General features: G+C 45.6%; 21 protein-coding genes and 2 other annotated features. Of the genes, 19 read left to right on the top strand and 2 right to left on the bottom strand.

Going from position 1 to position 20119, the window contains the following annotated elements; translation table 11 throughout:
- The first annotated feature begins 8 nt into the window (after nucleotides 1-8).
- The 7 genes from AC4EG4_RS08325 to AC4EG4_RS08295 all read left to right on the top strand — a co-directional run bounded on the left by AC4EG4_RS08325 (nucleotide 9) and on the right by AC4EG4_RS08295 (nucleotide 6942).
- A complete protein-coding gene (locus AC4EG4_RS08325; RefSeq protein WP_490978799.1) occupies nucleotides 9-1379 on the top strand; it encodes a replication initiation and membrane attachment family protein in 1371 nt (456 codons plus the stop codon).
- On the top strand, nucleotides 1380-2315 hold the full coding sequence (gene dnaI / locus AC4EG4_RS08320) for a primosomal protein DnaI (protein WP_490987500.1): 936 nt from the start codon (nucleotides 1380-1382) through the stop codon (nucleotides 2313-2315).
- A gap of 539 nt (nucleotides 2316-2854) precedes the next feature.
- Nucleotides 2855-4783 carry a threonine--tRNA ligase gene (gene thrS / locus AC4EG4_RS08315; protein ID WP_490978797.1) on the top strand — a complete coding sequence of 643 codons (1929 nt, stop codon included), beginning with the start codon at nucleotides 2855-2857 and terminating at the stop codon, nucleotides 4781-4783.
- A gap of 57 nt (nucleotides 4784-4840) precedes the next feature.
- Nucleotides 4841-4981 (top strand) — a sequence feature (ribosomal protein L20 leader region).
- 83 nt (nucleotides 4982-5064) lie between these two features.
- The gene (gene infC / locus AC4EG4_RS08310) at nucleotides 5065-5571 is read left to right on the top strand and encodes a translation initiation factor IF-3 (protein WP_215098906.1); all 507 of its coding nucleotides are present in this window, start codon (nucleotides 5065-5067) and stop codon (nucleotides 5569-5571) included.
- A 27-nt stretch (nucleotides 5572-5598) separates the two neighbouring features.
- On the top strand, nucleotides 5599-5799 hold the full coding sequence (gene rpmI, locus AC4EG4_RS08305) for a 50S ribosomal protein L35 (RefSeq protein WP_006831131.1): 201 nt from the start codon (nucleotides 5599-5601) through the stop codon (nucleotides 5797-5799).
- Between the two features lie 130 nt (nucleotides 5800-5929).
- Nucleotides 5930-6289 (top strand): 50S ribosomal protein L20, encoded by a 360-nt coding sequence (gene rplT / locus AC4EG4_RS08300; protein WP_490978796.1) that lies wholly within the window; start codon nucleotides 5930-5932, stop codon nucleotides 6287-6289.
- 374 nt (nucleotides 6290-6663) lie between these two features.
- Nucleotides 6664-6942 (top strand): DUF1294 domain-containing protein, encoded by a 279-nt coding sequence (locus AC4EG4_RS08295; RefSeq protein WP_490978795.1) that lies wholly within the window; start codon nucleotides 6664-6666, stop codon nucleotides 6940-6942.
- Nucleotides 6943-6945: 3 nt separating this feature from the next.
- Here AC4EG4_RS08295 and AC4EG4_RS08290 read toward each other — a convergent pair whose 3' ends face one another.
- Nucleotides 6946-7338, bottom strand: coding sequence for a sigma-w pathway protein ysdB (locus tag AC4EG4_RS08290; protein ID WP_490978794.1), 393 nt, complete (start codon nucleotides 7336-7338; stop codon nucleotides 6946-6948).
- Between the two features lie 96 nt (nucleotides 7339-7434).
- Here AC4EG4_RS08290 and AC4EG4_RS08285 point away from each other — a divergent pair, with 96 nt between their 5' ends.
- The 9 genes from AC4EG4_RS08285 to pheT all read left to right on the top strand — a co-directional run bounded on the left by AC4EG4_RS08285 (nucleotide 7435) and on the right by pheT (nucleotide 16399).
- Nucleotides 7435-7920 carry a dUTP diphosphatase gene (locus AC4EG4_RS08285; RefSeq protein WP_490978793.1) on the top strand — a complete coding sequence of 162 codons (486 nt, stop codon included), beginning with the start codon at nucleotides 7435-7437 and terminating at the stop codon, nucleotides 7918-7920.
- Nucleotides 7921-7996: 76 nt separating this feature from the next.
- Nucleotides 7997-9085 (top strand): M42 family metallopeptidase, encoded by a 1089-nt coding sequence (locus AC4EG4_RS08280; protein ID WP_490978792.1) that lies wholly within the window; start codon nucleotides 7997-7999, stop codon nucleotides 9083-9085.
- Between the two features lie 324 nt (nucleotides 9086-9409).
- A complete protein-coding gene (locus AC4EG4_RS08275) occupies nucleotides 9410-10369 on the top strand; it encodes a nuclease-related domain-containing protein (RefSeq protein ID WP_490987499.1) in 960 nt (319 codons plus the stop codon).
- Between the two features lie 224 nt (nucleotides 10370-10593).
- Nucleotides 10594-10806, top strand: a complete 213-nt coding sequence (locus AC4EG4_RS08270) for a helix-turn-helix transcriptional regulator (protein ID WP_490978790.1) — start codon at nucleotides 10594-10596, stop codon at nucleotides 10804-10806.
- Nucleotides 10796-11296 carry a hypothetical protein gene (locus AC4EG4_RS08265; protein WP_490978789.1) on the top strand — a complete coding sequence of 167 codons (501 nt, stop codon included), beginning with the start codon at nucleotides 10796-10798 and terminating at the stop codon, nucleotides 11294-11296. Before AC4EG4_RS08270 ends, AC4EG4_RS08265 begins: the two co-directional genes overlap by 11 nt.
- Nucleotides 11293-11742, top strand: coding sequence for a small multi-drug export protein (locus AC4EG4_RS08260; protein ID WP_490978788.1), 450 nt, complete (start codon nucleotides 11293-11295; stop codon nucleotides 11740-11742). The genes AC4EG4_RS08265 and AC4EG4_RS08260 overlap by 4 nt, the downstream gene beginning before the upstream one ends.
- Nucleotides 11743-11868: 126 nt before the next feature.
- A complete protein-coding gene (locus AC4EG4_RS08255) occupies nucleotides 11869-12636 on the top strand; it encodes a TrmH family RNA methyltransferase (protein ID WP_490987498.1) in 768 nt (255 codons plus the stop codon).
- Between the two features lie 45 nt (nucleotides 12637-12681).
- Nucleotides 12682-12909 (top strand) — a binding site (T-box leader).
- Nucleotides 12910-12947: 38 nt separating this feature from the next.
- Nucleotides 12948-13985: a phenylalanine--tRNA ligase subunit alpha gene (gene pheS, locus AC4EG4_RS08250; RefSeq protein WP_490978786.1), complete on the top strand. Its 1038-nt coding sequence runs from the start codon at nucleotides 12948-12950 to the stop codon at nucleotides 13983-13985.
- 14 nt (nucleotides 13986-13999) lie between these two features.
- Nucleotides 14000-16399, top strand: a complete 2400-nt coding sequence (pheT, locus tag AC4EG4_RS08245; protein ID WP_490987497.1) for a phenylalanine--tRNA ligase subunit beta — start codon at nucleotides 14000-14002, stop codon at nucleotides 16397-16399.
- A 49-nt stretch (nucleotides 16400-16448) separates the two neighbouring features.
- Here pheT and rnhC read toward each other — a convergent pair whose 3' ends face one another.
- The gene (rnhC, locus tag AC4EG4_RS08240) at nucleotides 16449-17381 is read right to left on the bottom strand and encodes a ribonuclease HIII (RefSeq protein WP_490987496.1); all 933 of its coding nucleotides are present in this window, start codon (nucleotides 17379-17381) and stop codon (nucleotides 16449-16451) included.
- An 83-nt stretch (nucleotides 17382-17464) separates the two neighbouring features.
- Here rnhC and zapA point away from each other — a divergent pair, with 83 nt between their 5' ends.
- Genes zapA through polX form a run of 3 tightly spaced genes read left to right on the top strand, consistent with a single transcriptional unit; the run spans nucleotide 17465 to nucleotide 20033 of the window.
- Nucleotides 17465-17725, top strand: coding sequence for a cell division protein ZapA (gene zapA, locus AC4EG4_RS08235; protein WP_065537053.1), 261 nt, complete (start codon nucleotides 17465-17467; stop codon nucleotides 17723-17725).
- Nucleotides 17726-17730: 5 nt separating this feature from the next.
- Nucleotides 17731-18267 (top strand): CvpA family protein, encoded by a 537-nt coding sequence (locus AC4EG4_RS08230; protein WP_490978783.1) that lies wholly within the window; start codon nucleotides 17731-17733, stop codon nucleotides 18265-18267.
- Between the two features lie 56 nt (nucleotides 18268-18323).
- Nucleotides 18324-20033, top strand: a complete 1710-nt coding sequence (gene polX, locus AC4EG4_RS08225) for a DNA polymerase/3'-5' exonuclease PolX (RefSeq protein ID WP_490987495.1) — start codon at nucleotides 18324-18326, stop codon at nucleotides 20031-20033.
- Nucleotides 20034-20119: the final 86 nt, after the last annotated feature.

Here is a 20119-nt window from a genome sequence, read left to right as displayed (position 1 = left end):
GGTGACTTATGACTGCATATTACAAAGAATTGCAGCCTGCCGATTCCTATCGAATCCGTCTGCCTTATCCATTTTCGAATTATGACCGTCAGCTGCTGACGCTGCTCTATCAGCCGATGATTGGAGCGGAAGCCACCGCGCTTTATTTAACGCTATGGGCTGAAGGAGAAGCATCTGGTGATGAGTCGACCCATTACACATTAATGAACACGTTGGGAAATCCCATTTCGAAAATTTTTGAAGCGAGAATTCAATTGGAAGCGATTGGGCTGCTAAAGACTTACCGAAAAAACAAGGACAACCGCTGTTTTATCTATGAACTTTGTCCGCCTTTGGATCCGAAAACTTTTTTTATGGATCCATTGCTGTCAATGTTCCTGTTCAGCAAAATTGGAGAACCGTCGTATCGCCGAGTTCGAGATCGCTTTCTGATCCAGTCAGAAATTCCGTCTGATTTTGAAGAAGTATCACGCACGTTCACCGATATTTTTCAGCCGGTTCATGCGAAAGCCGGATATCCATCCGGCAAGCAGGATTTACAGGAACGGAAAAGGGGAGCTTATGAAGCAGATGCGGAATTCGATTTTGCTTTGCTTCGCCAGGGGCTTTCAGAACAGCTGGTGCCGAAGCGCGTACTGACAGCTACCATTAAAGATTTTATTTCCAAACTGGCCTACCTTTACAGTTGGGGACCTTTGGAAATGCAAAAAGTAATCTTGTTGGCCATTGAAGACGATTATAATTTGACAGTAGAAGGCTTGAAAAAATCAGCTTCTGAATACTATAAGCTAACAGTTTCTACTACAGCGCCTCAGCTTGTCCAAGTGCACAAGGAAGCTCCCAAGCTAACCGAAGAAGCACCGAAAACCAAGCAAGATGAACTATTGGTCTATTTGGAGACGGCACCACCGATTCAAGTACTGCGTGACATTGCGGATGGCAATGAACCGCTGCCTGCCGATGTCCAGCTCGCCAACCAATTGGTCGTTACCCATGGCATGAAGCCAGCTGTTGTGAATGTTTTGTTGCAATATGTCCTGTTGCGCACTGACATGAAGCTGACAAAAGCGTATGTCGAAAAAATTGCGTCTCACTGGCTACGTAAAAATGTCACGACTGCCAAAGAAGCGATGGAGCTGGCGCGTGTCGAACATACCCAATACATGAAGTGGAAGTCAGAAGGTTCGCCTACAACTGTGGCCAAACCATTTACCGGCAACGGAAACCGCAAACCGGTGCGTGAAGAAAAACTGCCGGAATGGTTCCATAAAAAAGATGAAGTACCAGCTGCTAAAGCAGAACCGAGAAACGAAAGCCTGGAAGTGGAAAAGCAAAAACTTCTCGCAAAACTTGCGCTGAAGAAAGGAAAAGGTGGTTAAATGGAACCGATTCGCGAAACACTGAAACGTGTGGTCAATGCGCCTGCTTTTTCTGAGCGGTACAGCGAGATGCGCAAAGAAGTGATGGAACACCCTGGGGTTCAAAAATTTCTGGAAAACCATGCCGATGAAATCAATGCGCCGACAATAGATAGAGGACTCCACAAGTTGTATGAGTATATCGATCAATCCCACGACTGCAATAAATGCCCAAACTTGGGCGCTTGCATCAACCACTTGAAAGGCTTTGAACCCAATTTGGTCTTAGAGCGGGGAACTATCGGTATTTCCTATACGAAATGCCGCCTAAAAGAAACAAGTGACAACAAACGCCACGCCTCCTCATTGATCCACAGCATGTACATGCCAAAAGAAGTCATGCAAGCAACACTTGACGGGTTTGATTTGGATGACAGCCGTATGGAAGCATTCCGCGCTGTCGGTAACTTTTTAGATCAGGCAACCGGTCCCGACAACTTGCCTGAAAAAGGCTTATACCTTTACGGGCAATTTGGTATTGGCAAATCATATTTGCTGAGTGCTGTCGCTAATGAGCTTGCTGAGATCAATGTTAAATCGGTGCTGGTGTTCGTTCCGGAATTTATGCGGGAAATGAAGCAGGCAATCGGTGACCAGACACTGCAGGAAAAAGTCGACTATGTCAAGAAGGCTGATGTCCTGATTCTTGATGATATTGGAGCTGAAGCGATGTCGAGTTGGACGCGTGACGAGGTGCTGGGCACGATTCTCCATTACCGGATGTCTGAAAAGTTGCCGACCTTCATGTCGTCGAATTTCAGCTATTCCGAGCTGGAATATCACCTAACCTATTCACAGCGCGGCGAGAAAGAAGATTTGAAAGCTGCACGCATCATGGAACGAATCCGGGCGTTGACCAATCCGGTTAAGCTGGACGGCCGCAACCGACGAAATTAACCGCAAGGCTATTGCATTATCCAGTATTTCGGTTTATAGTAAAAACAATCGAACCAAGATTTTACATGCCTTGACAAGGACATGAGCGGATTTGTACGACTTTTAGAGAGAGAAGCCTTGGCTGCAAGCTTCTTAAGTACCGGCAATCCCGCTTACCCCCTTCGAGCAGCAGCTGTGAACAGTCTCCTCAGTAACAGCTGACGGAACCGGCCCGTTAGCCGATGCAGAGCTTCGTTTAAAACGGAATGTCCGTTTTGAATAGAAGAAGGGTGGAACCGCGAGCTAAAGCTTCGTCCCTTTGGGATGGGGCTTTTTTGTGTGGGAAAAAAGAAAAGCGGAAGCGGCTGTCCAGAACCGACAGGCTTAAGGTGAGCTGCCGAAGCGGCTTTGCCGCACAGGCAGATTAACTTAAGACCCCGAGGTTCTAGCCGCTGGAGCTGGACAAGGAAAAGCGGAAGCGGCCGCAAAAAAAGGAAATGCCAAGCCAGACCCTGTGGCATAAGTATTTTCACCAGATTTAACTAAAAGGAGAGATTGGCATGGCAGACATGATTCAACTAAAATTCCCTGATGGAGCGGTAAAAGAGTTCGAACAGGGTACAACTACTGAAGAGATTGCACAATCCATCAGCCCGGGGCTACGCAAAAAAGCGTTGGCCGGCAAAGTGAGCGGCCAGTTGGTCGATTTGCGCGCACCGTTAAAAGAAGATGGGGAAATTGCCATCATCACGCCAGATTCCGATGAAGCATTGGAAGTATTGCGCCACAGTACTGCGCACTTATTGGCGCAGGCAATCAAACGGATGTATCCGGACGCCAAATTGGGTGTTGGTCCGGTTATCGAAAACGGCTTTTACTACGATATCGACACAGAGTCTTCGATCACTTCAGAAGATTTGCCGCTGATTGAAAAAGAAATGAAGAAAATCATCAATGAAAACGTCGAGATCATTCGCTTAGACGTAACACGTGCAGAAGCACAAGAGCGTTTTGCGGCAATCGAAGATCCGTATAAATTAGAGTTGCTTGAAGCGATTCCGGAAGATGACCAGGTGTCGATTTATGAGCAGGGCGACTTTTTTGACCTATGCCGAGGCATCCATGTCCCATCGACTGGAAAATTAAAAGAATTTAAATTACTAAGTGTGGCCGGTGCCTATTGGAGAGGAAACAGCGACAACAAAATGCTTCAGCGCATTTATGGAACTGCCTTTTTCAATAAAGAAGATTTGAAAGCTCATCTGGCTATGCTGGAAGAAGCGAAAGAACGCGACCACCGCAAAATCGGCAAAGAACTGGATTTATTCATGAATTCCCAGAAAGTTGGACAAGGCTTGCCGATGTGGCTGCCTAAAGGCGCAACAATTCGCCGCATCATTGAACGCTACATCGTCGACAAAGAAGAACGTTTGGGCTATGACCATGTCTACACTCCAGTAATGGGCAGTGTTGAATTGTACAAAACAAGCGGACATTGGGATCATTACCAGGAAGACATGTTCCCAGTTATGAAAATGGACAACGAAGAATTGGTCTTGCGTCCGATGAACTGCCCGCATCATATGATGATTTTCAAACAAGGCATTCATTCGTATCGCCAGCTGCCGATTCGCATTGCGGAGCTTGGATTGATGCACCGCTATGAAATGTCAGGTGCTTTATCCGGACTGCAGCGTGTCCGCGGGATGACGTTGAATGACGCCCACATTTTTGTCCGTCCCGACCAGATCAAAGAAGAGTTCAAACGTGTTGTGAATTTGGTAGTTGAAGTATACAAGGATTTCGACATCAAAGATTATTCATTCCGTTTGTCTTACCGCGACCCAGCGGATAAAGAAAAATACTTTGACGATGACGCCATGTGGAACCGTGCACAGGCGATGTTGAAAGAAGCGATGGATGAATTGGAAATCGATTACGTGGAAGTAGAAGGCGAAGCTGCATTTTACGGACCGAAAGTCGATGTTCAAGTGAAAACAGCTCTAGGCAAAGAAGAAACTTTGTCGACTGTCCAACTTGATTTCCTTTTGCCGGAGCGTTTTGACCTGTCGTATATCGGCGAAGACGGCAAACAGCACCGCCCGGTTGTTATTCACCGCGGAGTGGTTTCGACAATGGAACGTTTTGTGGCCTTCCTGATCGAAGAATACAAAGGAGCGTTCCCGACTTGGCTTGCGCCAGTTCAAGTGGAACTGATTCCGGTCTCGCTTGATGCGCACAGCGATTACACTAAAGAGCTGCAAGAAAAACTGCAATCACATAAGATCCGCGTGGATATTGACGAACGCGATGAAAAGCTCGGTTACAAGATTCGTGAAGCACAGATGCAAAAAGTGCCATACATGCTCGTCATCGGCGATAAGGAATTGGAAGATGGTTCTGTCAACGTCCGGAAGTACGGCGAACAAAAATCGGAAAGCATGCCTTTTGATGACTTCGTGAAACTGGTTCACAGCGAACTTCGCTAGAACGGTTGACAGCCTCTAGGGCACGTGATATTATGAATAAGGTTATAGAATACTTATATGTGCAAGCAGGAGCACCCGCTTCTCACCTGATCGACCGATTGTTGGCAGGTATACACGATTGACTTTTACACGCAGAAAGAAGCGTGTTGTCATATTTGCGGGTGGACCTCTGTGGTCCATCCGCTTTTGTTTTGATCGGAACCCTGTAAACCGGTTCGGCCGGTTCACACATCTAAGCTATTCGCGACACTATCCGGAGGTGGATTACTATTAGCAAAGACATTAATGTAAATGAAGGTATTCGTGCACGTGAGTTGCGAGTTATTGATCAAAACGGTGAACAACTTGGCATCAAAACACGGAACGAAGCACTTGAAATTGCAGCGCGTGTCAACCTGGATCTTGTTCTTGTGGCTCCTCAAGCTAAGCCGCCGGTCGCTCGTATCATGGACCACGGTAAATTCAAGTTTGAGCAACAGAAGAAAGATCGTGAAATCCGTAAAAATCAGAAAGTGATTATCGTCAAAGAAGTACGCTTAAGCCCTTCCATTGACGATCACGATTTCAACACGAAACTTCGCAATGCAATCAAGTTCCTTGAAAAAGGCGACAAAGTGAAAGCTTCTATTCGTTTTAAAGGCCGTGCGATTACGCACAAAGAAATCGGACAACGAGTTCTTGAACGTTTCGCAGAAGCGTGCAAAGAAGTTGCTACGGTTGAACAGCGCCCTAAAATGGATGGTCGCAGCATGTTCTTGATGCTTGCACCAGTCAACGAAAAAGAATAAGAGATCATTGTTTAGGAGGAATTCGAAATGCCGAAAATGAAAAGCCACAGCGGTGCGTCAAAACGTTTCAAAAAAACGGGTACTGGTAAAGTAAGACGCAACAGCTCACACACTAGCCACTTATTTGCAAACAAATCAACTAAGCAAAAGCGTAAACTTCGCAAAGGGAAACTTGTTTCTTCAGGCGACTTGAAGCGCATCAAATCATTAATTTATAACATGAAGTAAGAAAGTTATAAGCGTCCGCAGCGATTCGATCGACATAGCCGTTTTGGCTAGTGTTTCCAAGAATCTGTGCGTTAGCGTTTGAACAAGAACAAAAATCGAATTTTATATATTCAGCAGGAGGTAATGTGATATGCCACGCGTAAAAGGTGGAACAGTGACGCGCCAGCGTCGTAAAAAGGTCATTAAATTAGCAAAAGGTTATTATGGTGCAAAGCACATCCTTTTCAAAGTAGCAAACCAGCAGGTAATGAAGTCAGGTAACTATGCTTACCGTGACCGTCGCAACAAAAAACGTGATTTCCGCAGACTGTGGATCACACGTATCAACGCAGCAGCTCGCATGAACGACATTTCATACAGCCGTCTTATGCACGGATTGAAAGTTGCAGGCATCGACATCAACCGCAAAATGCTAGCTGAAATCGCTGTATCTGATGCAGCAGCATTCACAGCATTGGTTGATCAAGCTAAAAACGCAGCAACTAAGTAATAAAAGCGCAAGCGCCTGTTTAGGCCCGACAGGCTTAAGGCGGACCATCGAAGCGGCGCTTTTGCCGCACAGATGGGCTGACTTAAGACCCGAGGGACTAGGCGCTGAAGCTGGATAGTAATAAAAGCGTAAATGACCGCTTTGCTCCGACAGGCATAAGATGAACTTCCGAAGCGGCGTTTTTTGCCGCACAGGAAGGGCAGCTTATGACCCGAGGAGCAGGTCATTGAAGGCTAGATAATAAAAGCGTAAGCGCCTGTCCAATGCAGTCCATAGACCTCACACAACTAGAAAGCTGCAATGCTCAGGCGTTTAGCGAAAAAATAAAAAGACTGACGAATTTTCGTCAGTCTTTTTTTATGGAGGAAAAACCTATGTTTTTGATTATTTTCGGCTATTTTACAGTGTTGACCGTCATGGCCTTTGTCATGATGAAAGTCGACAAACATCAAGCCCAGCACCGCGGCCAGCGAATTCCGGAAAAAAACTTGTGGACGGTAGCGATAGTTGGCGGCGGCATTGGTGCATATCTCGGCATGATGGCATTCCGCCACAAAACAAAACACACCAATTTTCGCATCGGTTTTCTGGTGTTGGCGATGCTTGATATTGCGATACTCATTTGGAGCTATCAAAAATTCTTTGGTGTTTAAGTTCTAAGTTTTTTCTTCTTGTTTCATTAAGCGTTCTATTGGATTTTTCCAGTTAATGCGGGCGTCCGGATAGTTCATCAAAATTTCTTTTTCGAGAAAGAGAAAATCCTCTTTTGTGAATCCCTGCAACTGGTCGGGGTTTTCCACCCAGACGAAAATGGAAACGACTTCGAACGAATTTTTAGTGGTGCCCAAGTATTTTTCTCCTTCAAACAACACACCGCGGAGCGCAATAAAAAAGTTTTTCTGCACATTTTTTACATCATCAAGAAAATAATAAGTTCCTGATTCAAGAGCGGCATCCAATTTTCGTTTCGGATCTACGATATAGCGGATCAATCGATAAAACAAGTAAATGATCAATGCCAGTACAATGAGGCGTATAAGAAAAGCCATTTGAATTACCTCCTAATTTACATAGTCCTACTGATAACTATACGAGTGAAAAGTAGTTTGGTTTCAAGATTTATTCTAATAAAAGGAGAGATTTTTATGAAGTTGCAGGAACTGTTTGAAATGCAGGCTGAACTGGATCGTTTTATCCAATCAAACCAAGAAATCAAGGAGGATGTTTTTCGCAGGAAAGGCCTGGCTTTATTAGTTGAATTGGCAGAACTTGCGAATGAAACCCGCTGTTTCAAATTTTGGAGCACAAAAGGCCCCTCCGAGCGTTCGGTTATTCTGGAGGAGTATGTCGATTCGATCCATTTCCTGTTGTCGCTTGGGATTGAAAAGAATTTGAATACATTGGAAATATGGCCGGAGCCTGTCGGTGAAAAAGACTTAACAGAGTTGTTCCTGCAGACTCAAAAAGCCATCCAGGAATTTCTGGAGGATTATTCAATGTCGAACTTTATGAATATCTGGAGTTGCTATGGAGGACTGGCAAAAGCATTGGACTTTAGCTACGATGAAGTACTTACAGCCTACATTCAAAAAAACAAAACCAATTATGATCGCCAAAATAACGGTTATTGATAAACGAATGTTTTGATAATTATCCGAGCTTCTATTATACTAAGTGAGCAGTTAAATTATTTAGGAGGTCGAAATAATGACAAACTTGGATGAAACTCAATTAATGTTAAAAGAATTGACAGATGCGAACGGCATTCCAGGAAACGAGCGCCAATCACGCGAAGTCATGAAAAAATACATAGCACCATTTGCCGATTCAGTTGAAACGGATAACTTAGGGAGCTTGATTGCGAAAAAAGAAGGTTTGGCTGATGGACCGAAGATTATGGTAGCCGGTCATTTGGATGAAGTCGGATTTATGATTTCCCAAATCGATGACAAAGGATTTCTGAAGTTCCAAACAGTGGGCGGCTGGTGGTCGCAAGTCATGCTGGCACAGCGAGTAACAATCACCACACGCAGCGGCAAAGAAATTACGGGTGTGATCGGTTCTAAACCACCGCATATTCTGTCACCAGAAGCACGCAAAAAACCCGTTGAAATCAAAGACATGTTTATCGATATCGGTGCCTCATCACGCGATGAAGCAAAAGAATGGGGCGTTACGCCAGGGGATATGGTTACGCCGTATTTTGAATTCACGGTAATGAACAACGAAAAGCTCTTAATGGCAAAAGCCTGGGACAACCGTATTGGCTGTGCGATTGCGATTGATGTCCTAAAAGGATTAAAAGGCGTTGACCATCCGAACGTTGTCTACGGAGTCGGAACCGTACAGGAAGAAGTTGGGCTGCGTGGTGCCAAAACGGCAACTTCTCAAATTCAACCGGACATTGGTTTTGCGGTAGACGTGGGCATTGCCGGCGATACACCAGGAGTTACCAGCAAAGAGTCGAACAGTAAAATGGGCGACGGACCGCAATTGCTGCTGTTTGATGCATCCATGATTTCGCATCGCGGCTTGCGCGAGTTGGTTGTGGATACGGCTGAAGAAGCGGGCATCCCATACCAATTTGAAACAATTGCAGGCGGTGGAACGGACGCGGGGTCTATCCATTTGACGGCAAACGGCGTACCTGCCCTTGCTATTGGTGTGGCGACACGCTATATCCATTCACATGCAGGCATTCTGCATCGCGACGATTACGAGAACGCGGTCAAGCTGATCATTGAAGTGATTAAGAAGCTGGACAGAGATACAGTTACGCGCATTACATTCGAATAAATTTTGGAACCCTTTCGCTTTTTGCGAAAGGGTTTTTTAGTGGTCGCATCCGGTTCTGCAAACAAACCGGTGTATTATGCAAATAAAGTCGGGTATTCTGCAAACAAAATGAGATATCCCGCAAATAAAATAGGATATCACGCAAACAAATTGTCGGATGGCGCAAAAAAGCCTTTGAACTTTCGCTTTTCGCTGGCGAAAAGCATCCGTTCTAGGTTTTTTGGTTCTCAAAGAACTTGAAAAGCGATAAAAATCCAATAAATGTATTACAGAAAAGAGAAGTCTTTATTGCTATACTCTAAGCATTCGATAAGGAGGTGCTTAATGAACAAAAAAGAGATCGTTTTGCTGTCAGAAATAGAATCGTTGGAAAGGTTATTGTACCGGTTGCCCGAAAATCATCCGAAACGACCATTTCTTCAAGTCGAGCTTTACAGAAAGGCTGCTGGGATACGCGGAGAAAATCGTCTTGCCCGGAAGTTGGTCGAATTTCATCCAGAAGAAAACTACCGGTATCTGCGCAATATTTGCTTGTCGTTTGGCGAGTGGAAAGTGCAAATGGATGGACTGTTGCTGACCCAACGCGGTGCCATTATCATTGAATCCAAAAACATCAGCGGCCAGCTCCATTTCGATAATCCAACAGGCGAATTCTGGAGAACCGATTCCGAAGGTGTACGAACGGTGATGGAAGATCCGACGAGCCAATTGAACAAACACATTCGTTTCCTGACAAAATTTTTCAAACAACATAAAATTGAATTGCCTATTGAAGGCATCGTTGTTTTTACGTCCAAGCAATGTGAGTTTATGAGCAAACCCGCAACCCATCATGTATGCAAAACATATCAACTGATTGATCATCTTGTTGCGCTACTCCAGAGCTTTCCTCCAAAAATCGCCAACCACAATTTAACAAAAATTGAGAAACTCCTTCAGAAGTTTCATACTCCGTATAAACGACAACCTTTATGTCAGCTGTACTTAATCAATCCCGATGAATTGCAACCAGGAATTCTTTGTATAAACTGTAAAATGCTTAGTATGATACGCAAACCTAAAATAGGTTGGAAGTGTGAAAAATGTGAAACGGTGGATTCGTTTGCTTTTCAACAAACCGTCCAAGAATACTTTTCGTTGATTCATCCTCAACTCAATAATCGGCAGCTTCGGCAATTGTGCAAGCTGGACTCTCCTTATTCCGCTTCCCGTTTACTAGCGACCCTCGATCTGGAAAGTACGGGTTCATTGCGTAACCGGACGTACCACCTTAAAAAATACTAGCTTTTCGCCTTCGGGTGAAAAGCTTTTTTATGTGTTCTGCAAACAAACTGGCGTATTGCGCAAATAAAGTCGCGGATGCTGCAAACAACTCCTCTAATACTGCAAATAAACACTTATATTCTGCAAACAAAACAAATTCATGTACACTATACTTGACCTAATGTTAAGTATAGTGTACATTATGTTATATAAACCGAACATCACAAAACGAAAGGGTGAAGCGGATGCTCAGGAATCGTGTAAAAGAATTGCGAGCTCGCTATGGCTTGACGCAAAGTGATCTGGGAAAGCAAGTTGACGTCACACGCCAGACAATCGCATTTATCGAAAAAGGGGAATTTTCCCCTTCGATTACCTTGTCGCTGAAGTTGGCAAAGGCGCTGCAGACAAACGTCAATGAACTATTTTGGCTGGAGGAGGATGGCAATGAAAAATGATTTCCGCACACAGTATCCGTTGTGGATGATGGGATTTATAGTCGTTTTGGGGATGTTTGCCTACGGCATTAGTTCACCGGCAACTGAAATAATCAACACAGATACCGAACAAAGCATTATGATTGAACTTGAACCAGTCGCCGGATTTTTTGTGATTGGTTCGGTTATCCTTTATATTGTGATGATGGTAACGTTTGTATCCCAATTGCTGCGCCACAACAAAAAAAATCCATCTCAAAAAGTTTCGCCTTTCTCCATTCGTCCGCTTGAATATTTGGAGCAGGATGAAGGGATGACCTATATCACCCGAAAAGCGTCTCAAAAAGTTTATACGTTTATGTCTTGGAGTTTGCCGCTGCTTGCAGTGCTTGCGATGATAACGCCTTTGCCGCGCTTGTTTATCGTGTGGGGAATATTGCTGGTCGCCTTAATCCAATACGTGATTTATTACTTGGAAATCCGAAAACACCTCAAGGAGGAAATTGAATGATTTATGAATATTTTTTAATCTTTTTAGGAGCTGCCATCCCGTGGTTCGAAATCGCATTGGTAATTCCACTGGGCATCATTTGGGGACTGTCGCCGGTATGGGTCATGGTGGTCGCTTTTGTCGGCAACATGCTCACGGTGCTGGCCTTGATTGTCGGTTTTGACCGCTTCCAACTTTGGTACAACAAACGCCAGGAGGCAAAAGGCAAAACGGTTTCGAAAAAAAGTGAACGTGCCAAACAGATTTGGAACAAATACGGGTTGCCGGGACTGGCGATGCTGGGCCCGATTTTGATCGGAACACATATCGCTGCATTTATTGGCATGACTTTGGGTGCCACAAAAAAGAACACGACCGTTTGGCTGACAATCAGCATTGCGGTTTGGTCTGTGGCATTTGGCGTCTTGACTGCACTTGGTTTTGATTTCTTCACGAAGGAAATCTAAGCTGTGTCCAGACTCCAGCCCCTCGAGTCGCTTCAGCCTTTCCAGCGCTTGTCGGGGCTAGATGGGCGCTTCCGCTTTTCTGTATGCTATACTGAAGCTATTCTGAAATAAAGGCGTGATCCTGCAATGAAAAGAATCGAATCAAACCAAAACTCACTCGTCAAGCATTGGAAAAAGCTTGGAACGACCCGGAAAGAGCGCGACAAATTTGCGGAATTTCTGGTGGAAGGCTTTCATTTGACGGAAGAGGCTTTAAAGAAAAAAGAACTTATTAAATCGTTGATCGTCCGTGAAGGGGTAGAGATTCCAGCAGACTGGGACGTTGACGGCGTTCCTCAATATTCGGTAACAGCTGGAGTTGCCAAGGAGATTTCGGAAACCGAGCACACGCAAGGAATTTTCGCGCATTGTGCACAGCCTGAGTTCACGGAAGACGAACAACAGACGTGGACCAAGCTGCTGATGATCGATGCAGTACAAGATCCGGGCAACATCGGTACGATGATCCGCACAGCATCAGCGAGCGGCATTGATGCCGTAATCCTGGGCAAAGGCTGCGCCGATCCGTTCAACCCGAAAACCGTCCGTTCGGCGCAAGGGTCGCATTTCCAGATTCCGGTTGTCAAAGGGGAACTGATTGATTGGACCGCACAAGCGAAAGCAAGCGGCATCCAAATCTTCGGAACGGCGCTGCAAAATTCGACGCCGGTGCACGAAGCTGAGACACACGAACAGTTTGCGCTGATTGTCGGGAACGAAGGCAGCGGCGTCGATCCGGTATTGCTGCAGCAAACAGACCAGAATTTGATGGTGCCGCTATACGGCAGCGCAGAATCGCTGAATGTGGCAGTGGCTACAGGTATTTTGCTATACAGCCTGGTGCCAAAAAACTAAGTTTGATAAAACCTTTGAACTTTCGTATAATAAGGAAGTAAATAAGTAAAAGCGAAGATCGGGAAAAGTACGTTGCGCCCTTACATCACAGAGATTCCGCACCTTGACTGGAAGTGTGGATATGTAAACGCCTCAGAAGTTCACCCCGCGAGCTGCCTGACGGGACCAGCAGAAATGCTGTAAAGACAGGCCGGTGAAGAGCCGTTATGTAAATGAGTGATTGCTGTAAGGCGATAACTAGGGTGGTACCGCGAATAATGCCTCGTCCCTTTTCTGGGACGGGGCTTTTTACTGTCTAAGGAGGAGAAAAAATGGAAGCACAATTGCAGGAATTGAAAACACAGGCACTGGATAAGATCTCCGCAGCATCAACAGTTAAAGAGTTGAATGACGTGCGAGTGGCTTATTTGGGCAAAAAAGGGCCGATTACGGATTTATTGAAAGGCATGGGCAAACTGCCGGCTGAAGAACGTCCAAAAATGGGTGCTTTGGTCAATGTGGTGCGCGAAGAAGTAACAACTGAGCTCGAAGGCCGCATGGTCATTCTGGAAGAAGAAGCAATCAACCTGAAGCTGCAAAGCGAAACGATTGATATCACCTTGCCAGGGCGTCCTGTCAAGACAGGCAACCCGCATCCGTTAACGCGTGTAGTGGAAGAAATCGAAGACTTGTTTATCTCGATGGGCTACCAAGTTGCGGAAGGTCCGGAAGTGGAAAAAGATTATTATAACTTTGAAGCATTGAACTTGCCGAAAGGCCATCCAGCTCGTGATATGCAGGATTCCTTCTATATAACAGAAGATATTTTGTTGCGTACGCATACATCACCGGTTCAAGCACGGACGATGGAAGCAAAAGGCGGAGAACCAATCAAAATCATCTGCCCGGGCAAAGTGTATCGCCGCGACAGCGATGATGCGACGCATTCGCATCAGTTCACGCAAATTGAAGGATTGGTCATCGGAGAAGATATCCGCATGAGCGACTTGAAAGGGACGCTGTCCGTATTCGCCAAGAAAATGTTCGGCGACGACCGCGAAATTCGTCTTCGCCCAAGCTTTTTCCCATTCACGGAGCCTTCTGTCGAAATGGATATTTCTTGCTTTAAATGTGGCGGCAGCGGCTGCAACGTTTGCAAGAAAACAGGCTGGATTGAAATTTTGGGTGCTGGAATGGTGCATCCGAATGTTCTTGAAATGGCCGGCTACGATTCGAAACGCCTGACTGGATTCGCTTTCGGCATGGGGCCGGAACGAATTGCTATGCTTAAATACGGCGTCGAAGATATCCGTCATTTCTATACGAACGATGTCCGCTTTTTATCCCAATTTCAACGTACAGAACTTTAAGGAGGAACTAACACATGCTCGTATCCATTAATTGGTTAAAAGACTATGTAAATACACAACAATTGCCACCCGCTGAACTGGGTGAAAAAATAACGCGTTCCGGCATCGAAGTGGACGCAGTCATTGACCGCTCACACGGCATGACAAATATCGTCGTCGGTTATGTTGAATCTTGCGTTAAACATCCGGAAGCGGATAAGTTGTCCATCTGCCAAGTCAACGTTGGCGAAGAAACTACGCAAATCATTTGCGGCGCTCCAAACATTGCAGCCGGCCAAAAAGTCATTGTGGCACGTCCCGGAGCAACGCTTCCTGGTGACATCAAAATCAAAAAAGCCAAGCTTCGCGGAGAAGAATCAAACGGCATGATCTGCTCGCTACAGGAATTGGGCATTGAAAGCAAACTTGTGCCAAAAGCTTATGCGGAAGGCATATATGTATTGCCGGAAGATGCGGAAACCGGTTCTGACGTTCTGACAAACTTTGATTTGGACGATACCGTTCTGGAACTGGGCCTAACGCCAAACCGTGCAGATGCGATGAGCATGATCGGAGTCGCTTATGAAGTCGGTGCGATTCTTTCTGAAGACGTCAAATTGCCTGAAATCAGCTACACAGAAGCAACTGATACAGCAGCATCGATGCTGACATTGAATATTGATGCACCTGAAGCCAACCCGTTGTATGTAGCAAAAGTTGTCCGCAACATCAAAGTGCAGGAGTCGCCAATGTGGCTGCAGCAGCGTTTGATGGCAGCAGGCGTCCGTCCACACAATAACGTGGTCGATGTAACCAACTACATTTTGATGGAATACGGCCAGCCGCTTCACGCCTTTGATTACGATTTGCTGGGAACGGGCAATATTACCGTTCGCCACGCCAAGGAAGGCGAAATGATTACGACTTTGGACGATGTTGAACGCAAACTGTCCGGCCGCCAGTTGGTCATTACCAACGGCGATAAACCAGTGGCGATTGCCGGCGTGATGGGCGGTGCCAATTCGGAAGTCAGTGAAGCGACAACGACTGTTGTGATTGAATCTGCTTATTTCGAATCCGGTTCTGTCCGCCAAACTTCGAAAGACCACGGGCTTCGCAGTGATGCAAGTTCACGCTATGAAAAAGGTGTGGATCCAAACCGGGTCATCCCGGCTGCAGAACGTGCAGCGCAATTGCTATCTGAGCTTGCTGGCGGGGAAGTATTGGCTGGATCTGTAATGTTCGATGAATTAAATAAAGAAGAAAAAATCGTCAAAGTTTCTCCAGACTTCATTAACAGCCGCTTAGGGATGAAAATTTCTTTTGAAGACATGTGGGATATTCTGAACCGCTTGAAATTCACTACTGAAGCAGCAAACGGGCAACTGGTCATTTCTGTGCCGACACGCCGACAGGACATTCAAATTCCTGAAGACGTTATCGAAGAAATTGCCCGCTTGTATGGCTATGATGAAATCCCTGCAACTTTGCCGGAAGCAGAAACGACTCCCGGTGGTTTGACGCCTTACCAGGCAAAACGCCGCATTGTCCGCTCGCTTTTGGAAGGTGCTGGATTGCTTCAAGCAACGACGTATTCACTGACTTCCGAGAAATCGGCGAAACAGTTTGCTTTGGAAGAAACAGAAACAACGCGTTTGCTGATGCCAATGAGCGAAGAGCGCAGCATCTTGCGCCAAAGCCTATTGCCCCATCTTTTGGAATCGGTCACCTACAACACAGCGAGAAGAATGGATTCGGTATCTTTGTATGAAACCGGTTCGGTCTTCTTAAAAGGCGATGACGAGCTATTGAACGAGCAGGAACATTTGGCGGTGGCAATGACCGGCTTGTGGCTCGACAACAGCTGGCAAGGCGAGAAAAAGCCCGTCGACTTTTTTGTACTGAAAGGTATTGTGGAAACACTTGGCACGAAACTTGGCGTCCAGTTGACGTTCGAGCGAGGCCAAATGGACGATTTGCATCCAGGCAGAACAGCTTTCATTATGCATGATGGCCAGCGTATCGGCGTCATGGGCCAGTTGCATCCAACGGAACAAAAGGCACGCGACTTGAAAACGACGGTCGTTATGGAATTAAACCTGGCGGCGCTGTTAGATCTGGAGACAGAAGCTCTCGTCTACAAGCCAGTACCGCGCTACCCATCGATGTCACGTGACGTAGCATTAGTGCTTTCCAAAAATGTTGAAGCAGGAACGATTGAAACGGTTATCCGCAATGCTGGCGGCAAACTGTTGAAAGATGTCCGCGTATTCGACTTGTACGAAGGCGATAAAATGGAAGAAGGCAAAAAATCAGTCGCCTTCTCCTTGACTTACTTTGATCCTGAAAAAACATTGACGGATGAAGAAGTCATCAATGTGCATGAAAAAGTATTGGCAGCTTTGACGGAAGTCGGCGCTGAGTTGAGAAGCTAAAACACGATATAGAAAACCCATGAGAATTTTTTCTCATGGGTTTTGTTTTTTATCGACGCCGCTTTTCTGCCAGCGCCTGCGCTTTTTTTGTATTGGCAAAATGGACTTTCGTTAATCCTTTTAAGTACTCTTCCCCATGTTTCAGCAAAATCTTTGCAGCCGCTTCATCGACGATCTTTCCAGCGCCTTTTGGCAAGGCGACGCCAGCTTCCGCACTCATGCGATCCATTTCATCCAGGAAAGCGACGCGAGCTATGATGGAGGCGCAGGCGACAGATACGTGGAGTCCTTCGGCTTTGGTCGAGAACAAGACATTCTCCCGGATGATTTCGGGTTCTTCTTTGATGTGCTTGTAATAGATGGCGCGTTCGGCAAACTGATCGATCAGGATGGCGTCTGGTTTTTCGGGAGCAATATCATTTAGAACATATTTAAGTGCCTGGTTATGCAGCAATGCTTTGATTTTTCCTTGCGACCAGCCTTGTCCTTGCACACGGTTGTATTTATCGTTTTTTAAGGTCAGTACCTTGTGCGCGAAAGCTTCTTTCAGGTCGGGAGCTACTTGGCGCATCCAGGTGTCGGTCAGCTGTTTCGAATCTTTGACGCCAAGTTCACGTGCGAGTTCGACTTTGTCCGCAGGTACGAAGCAGGCAGCCACAGTGATGGGGCCAAAAAAATCTCCTGTACCGGTTTCATCGGACCCCAGAACTGAAAGTTGGGCAAATCCAGGCGGCAATGTGTCGCCTTTTGTGGAGACGATCTTGTCAGCTGCTGAATCTGCAACTCCCCATTTTGCGGCTTCCCGAAGGGCTCCATTTCCTTGGAACATGACTTTTCCGGAAGTGTATACAGTGACCACAGTATCGGTCAATTTAGCAGTAAAGCGGGCATACGGGTTTTTGGACGAGGTCTTATTTTTATCGTAATGGGAAATCAATTGGAGCAAGCTTTCCTCCGGCAGTTTCAGAACAGTATTCGACATATGGGCGAGTCACCTTTCTTGATTCACAATGGGCTTGTGTTCATGGTATGATGGTTTATAGAATTCTAAAGGGGGATATTGCATTGTCAGAGCAACATAAAATTCACACGGTCGTTGACATCTATGGCAACACCTATAAAATGGTCGGTACCGAAACTTCCGGCCACATGAGATTGGTTGCATCGATTGTCGACAGCAAGATGCGCGAGATCAATGCGTTGAATCCGTCATTGGATCAGGCAAAGCTTGCCGTTTTGACTGCATCAAATGCGGTACATGACTATCTTAAACTGAAAGAGCAAGTTGAACAATTAGAAAATGAATTGAAAAAACTGAAGGGTTGACGTGAATGCTTGATATACTTTTAATCATCTTACTGATCGGTGGCATCATTGTGGGCGCCAAAAGAGGCTTTATTGTCCAGTTGATCCATATGGTCGGGTTTGTTATTGCTCTGGTCGTGGCCTATAAATACTATAAACCTTTATCCGAATACTTTGTGCTGTGGATTCCTTACCCAGCTATCAATGAAAATTCCCAATTTACGCTCGTGGTGGACCAACTGGACTTGGATCAGACTTTCTATCAATTGTTGGCATTTGCCCTTATTTTCTTTGTGGTGAAGTTTGCTTTGCAATTGATTGCATCGATGTTCGATTTCTTGAAGTTTTTGCCGGTGCTTGGCTTTTTCAGCAAAATTCTTGGTGCGATTTTAGGATTTGTTGAAGTTTACATACTGCTGTTTATTTTCATCTATGTGTTTGCATTGCTTCCTGTGGACGCTGTGCAGAACCAGTTGGAGAATTCCGGAATTGCTCAGTCTATGCTTGAGCATACGCCTTATTTCTCTGAGAAAGTAAAAGAATGGTGGTATATTTATATGTAGTAGGAACTTCTCTCTTACGAGGGAAGTTTTTTTAGTCGAAACGAGGAGGGCTTTTGGTGAATAAGAAGATTATCATCAGAACACTTGAAAAAATTGCATTGTATATGGAACTCAAAGGGGAAAACCCGTTTAAAGTATCGGCGTTCCGCAAAGCAGCTCAGGCATTGGAATTAGACCAGCGCAGCTTGGATGAAATTGAGGACGTCACCAAACTGAAAGGGATCGGCAAAGGCACAGGGGAAGTCATTCTTGAGCTGATCAATGATGGAAAGTCGACCGTTCTGGAAGAGCTGCAGGAAGAAGTGCCGAAAGGACTTTTTCCGATGATGAAGCTTCAGGGAATGGGCGGCAAAAAAATTGCCAAGCTGTATAAAGAACTGGGCATCGATTCGATGGAAGCGTTAAAAACAGCATGTCTGAATCAGGAGATTCAAAAGCTTCCAGGATTTGGACCGAAATCTGAAGAAAAGATCTTGAAAGAGCTGAATGATTTTGAGAGCAAGCCGGACCGTCAGCCAATCTGGAAAACAGAAGAAACAGTGGCGTTTATTGAAGATGTGTTAATTACGATTGCAGAAGTGACCGAGTTTTCAGTTGCGGGTAGCTTCCGGCGCACCAAAGAAACCAGCAAAGATTTGGACTTTATTATTGCAACTGCCCAGCCGGCACGCGTGAAAGAGCAGCTGCTTGCTGCATTGCCGGTGCAGGAAACCATTGCATCAGGAGACACCAAAGTGTCTGTCACCGTAGATGTGCTGGAGCCGATTGATGTTGATTTCCGTCTGGTGGCACCTGAAGAGTTCGTAACAGCGCTGCACCATTTTACCGGCTCCAAGGATCATAACGTCAAAATGCGCCAGCTCGCCAAATCCCAGAAAAAGAAAATAAGCGAGTATGGCGTTGAGCAAGAAGACGGCACTGTGACGACTTTCAAATCCGAAACCGAGTTTTTTGCGCATTTCGGCTTGCCTTTTATTCCGCCATCGGTGCGTGAAGACGGCCGTGAACTTGACCGGTTGGAAGAATTGCCTGAGCTGGTGACGCTTGAAGACATCAAAGGTGATTTGCATATGCATACGACCTGGTCGGATGGGGCCAATTCATTAAAGGAAATGATCGAAGCGTGCAGAGCGAAATCTTATGAATACATGATCATTACCGACCATTCGCAATATTTGAAGGTGGCAAACGGCTTAACGCCTGAGCGCTTAAGGGAACAGCATGCCTTGATTCGAGAAACGAATGAACAGTATCCGGAAATTAGCGTGCTTTCCGGAACCGAAATGGATATTTTGCCTGACGCATCGCTTGATTTTGATGACGAATTGTTGAAACAGCTGGACTTTGTTATTGCCAGCATCCATTCGAGCTTCCAGCAGCCGCAGGAGCAAATTATGGACCGGATTTTAACAGCAATGAAAAATCCATATGTCCACATGATTGCCCATCCGACTGGACGGATCGTCGGACAGCGCGACGGCTATGATCCGGATGTTGAGCAGATTTTGGACTGGGCAAAAGAATACGGCAAAATTGTCGAATTGAATGCCAGTCCGTACCGTTTGGATCTTGCTGTACCATACTTGGTAATGGCACAAGAAAAAGGAGTACCGGTCGCAATCAATACAGATGCCCACGCCATTGAAGGCCTGGAAGTCATGGAAACCGGCATTAAGCATGCCCAAAAAGCATGGCTGAAAAAAGATACAGTGGTCAACACATGGTCGTTTGAAAAACTGACCGCATATTTGAATAGAACAGAATAAAATATATGAGTTGAACTATTAATTTATAATAGAAACGATTCTATAATATACTCCACAAACTAGTTTCTGCTTTTAGGACCGAAGGA

Source organism: Planococcus sp. TJ-201 (assembly GCF_058268495.1).
The sequence above is the reverse complement of the archived record's forward strand: the minus strand, read 5'-3'. Positions and strand labels throughout refer to the sequence as shown.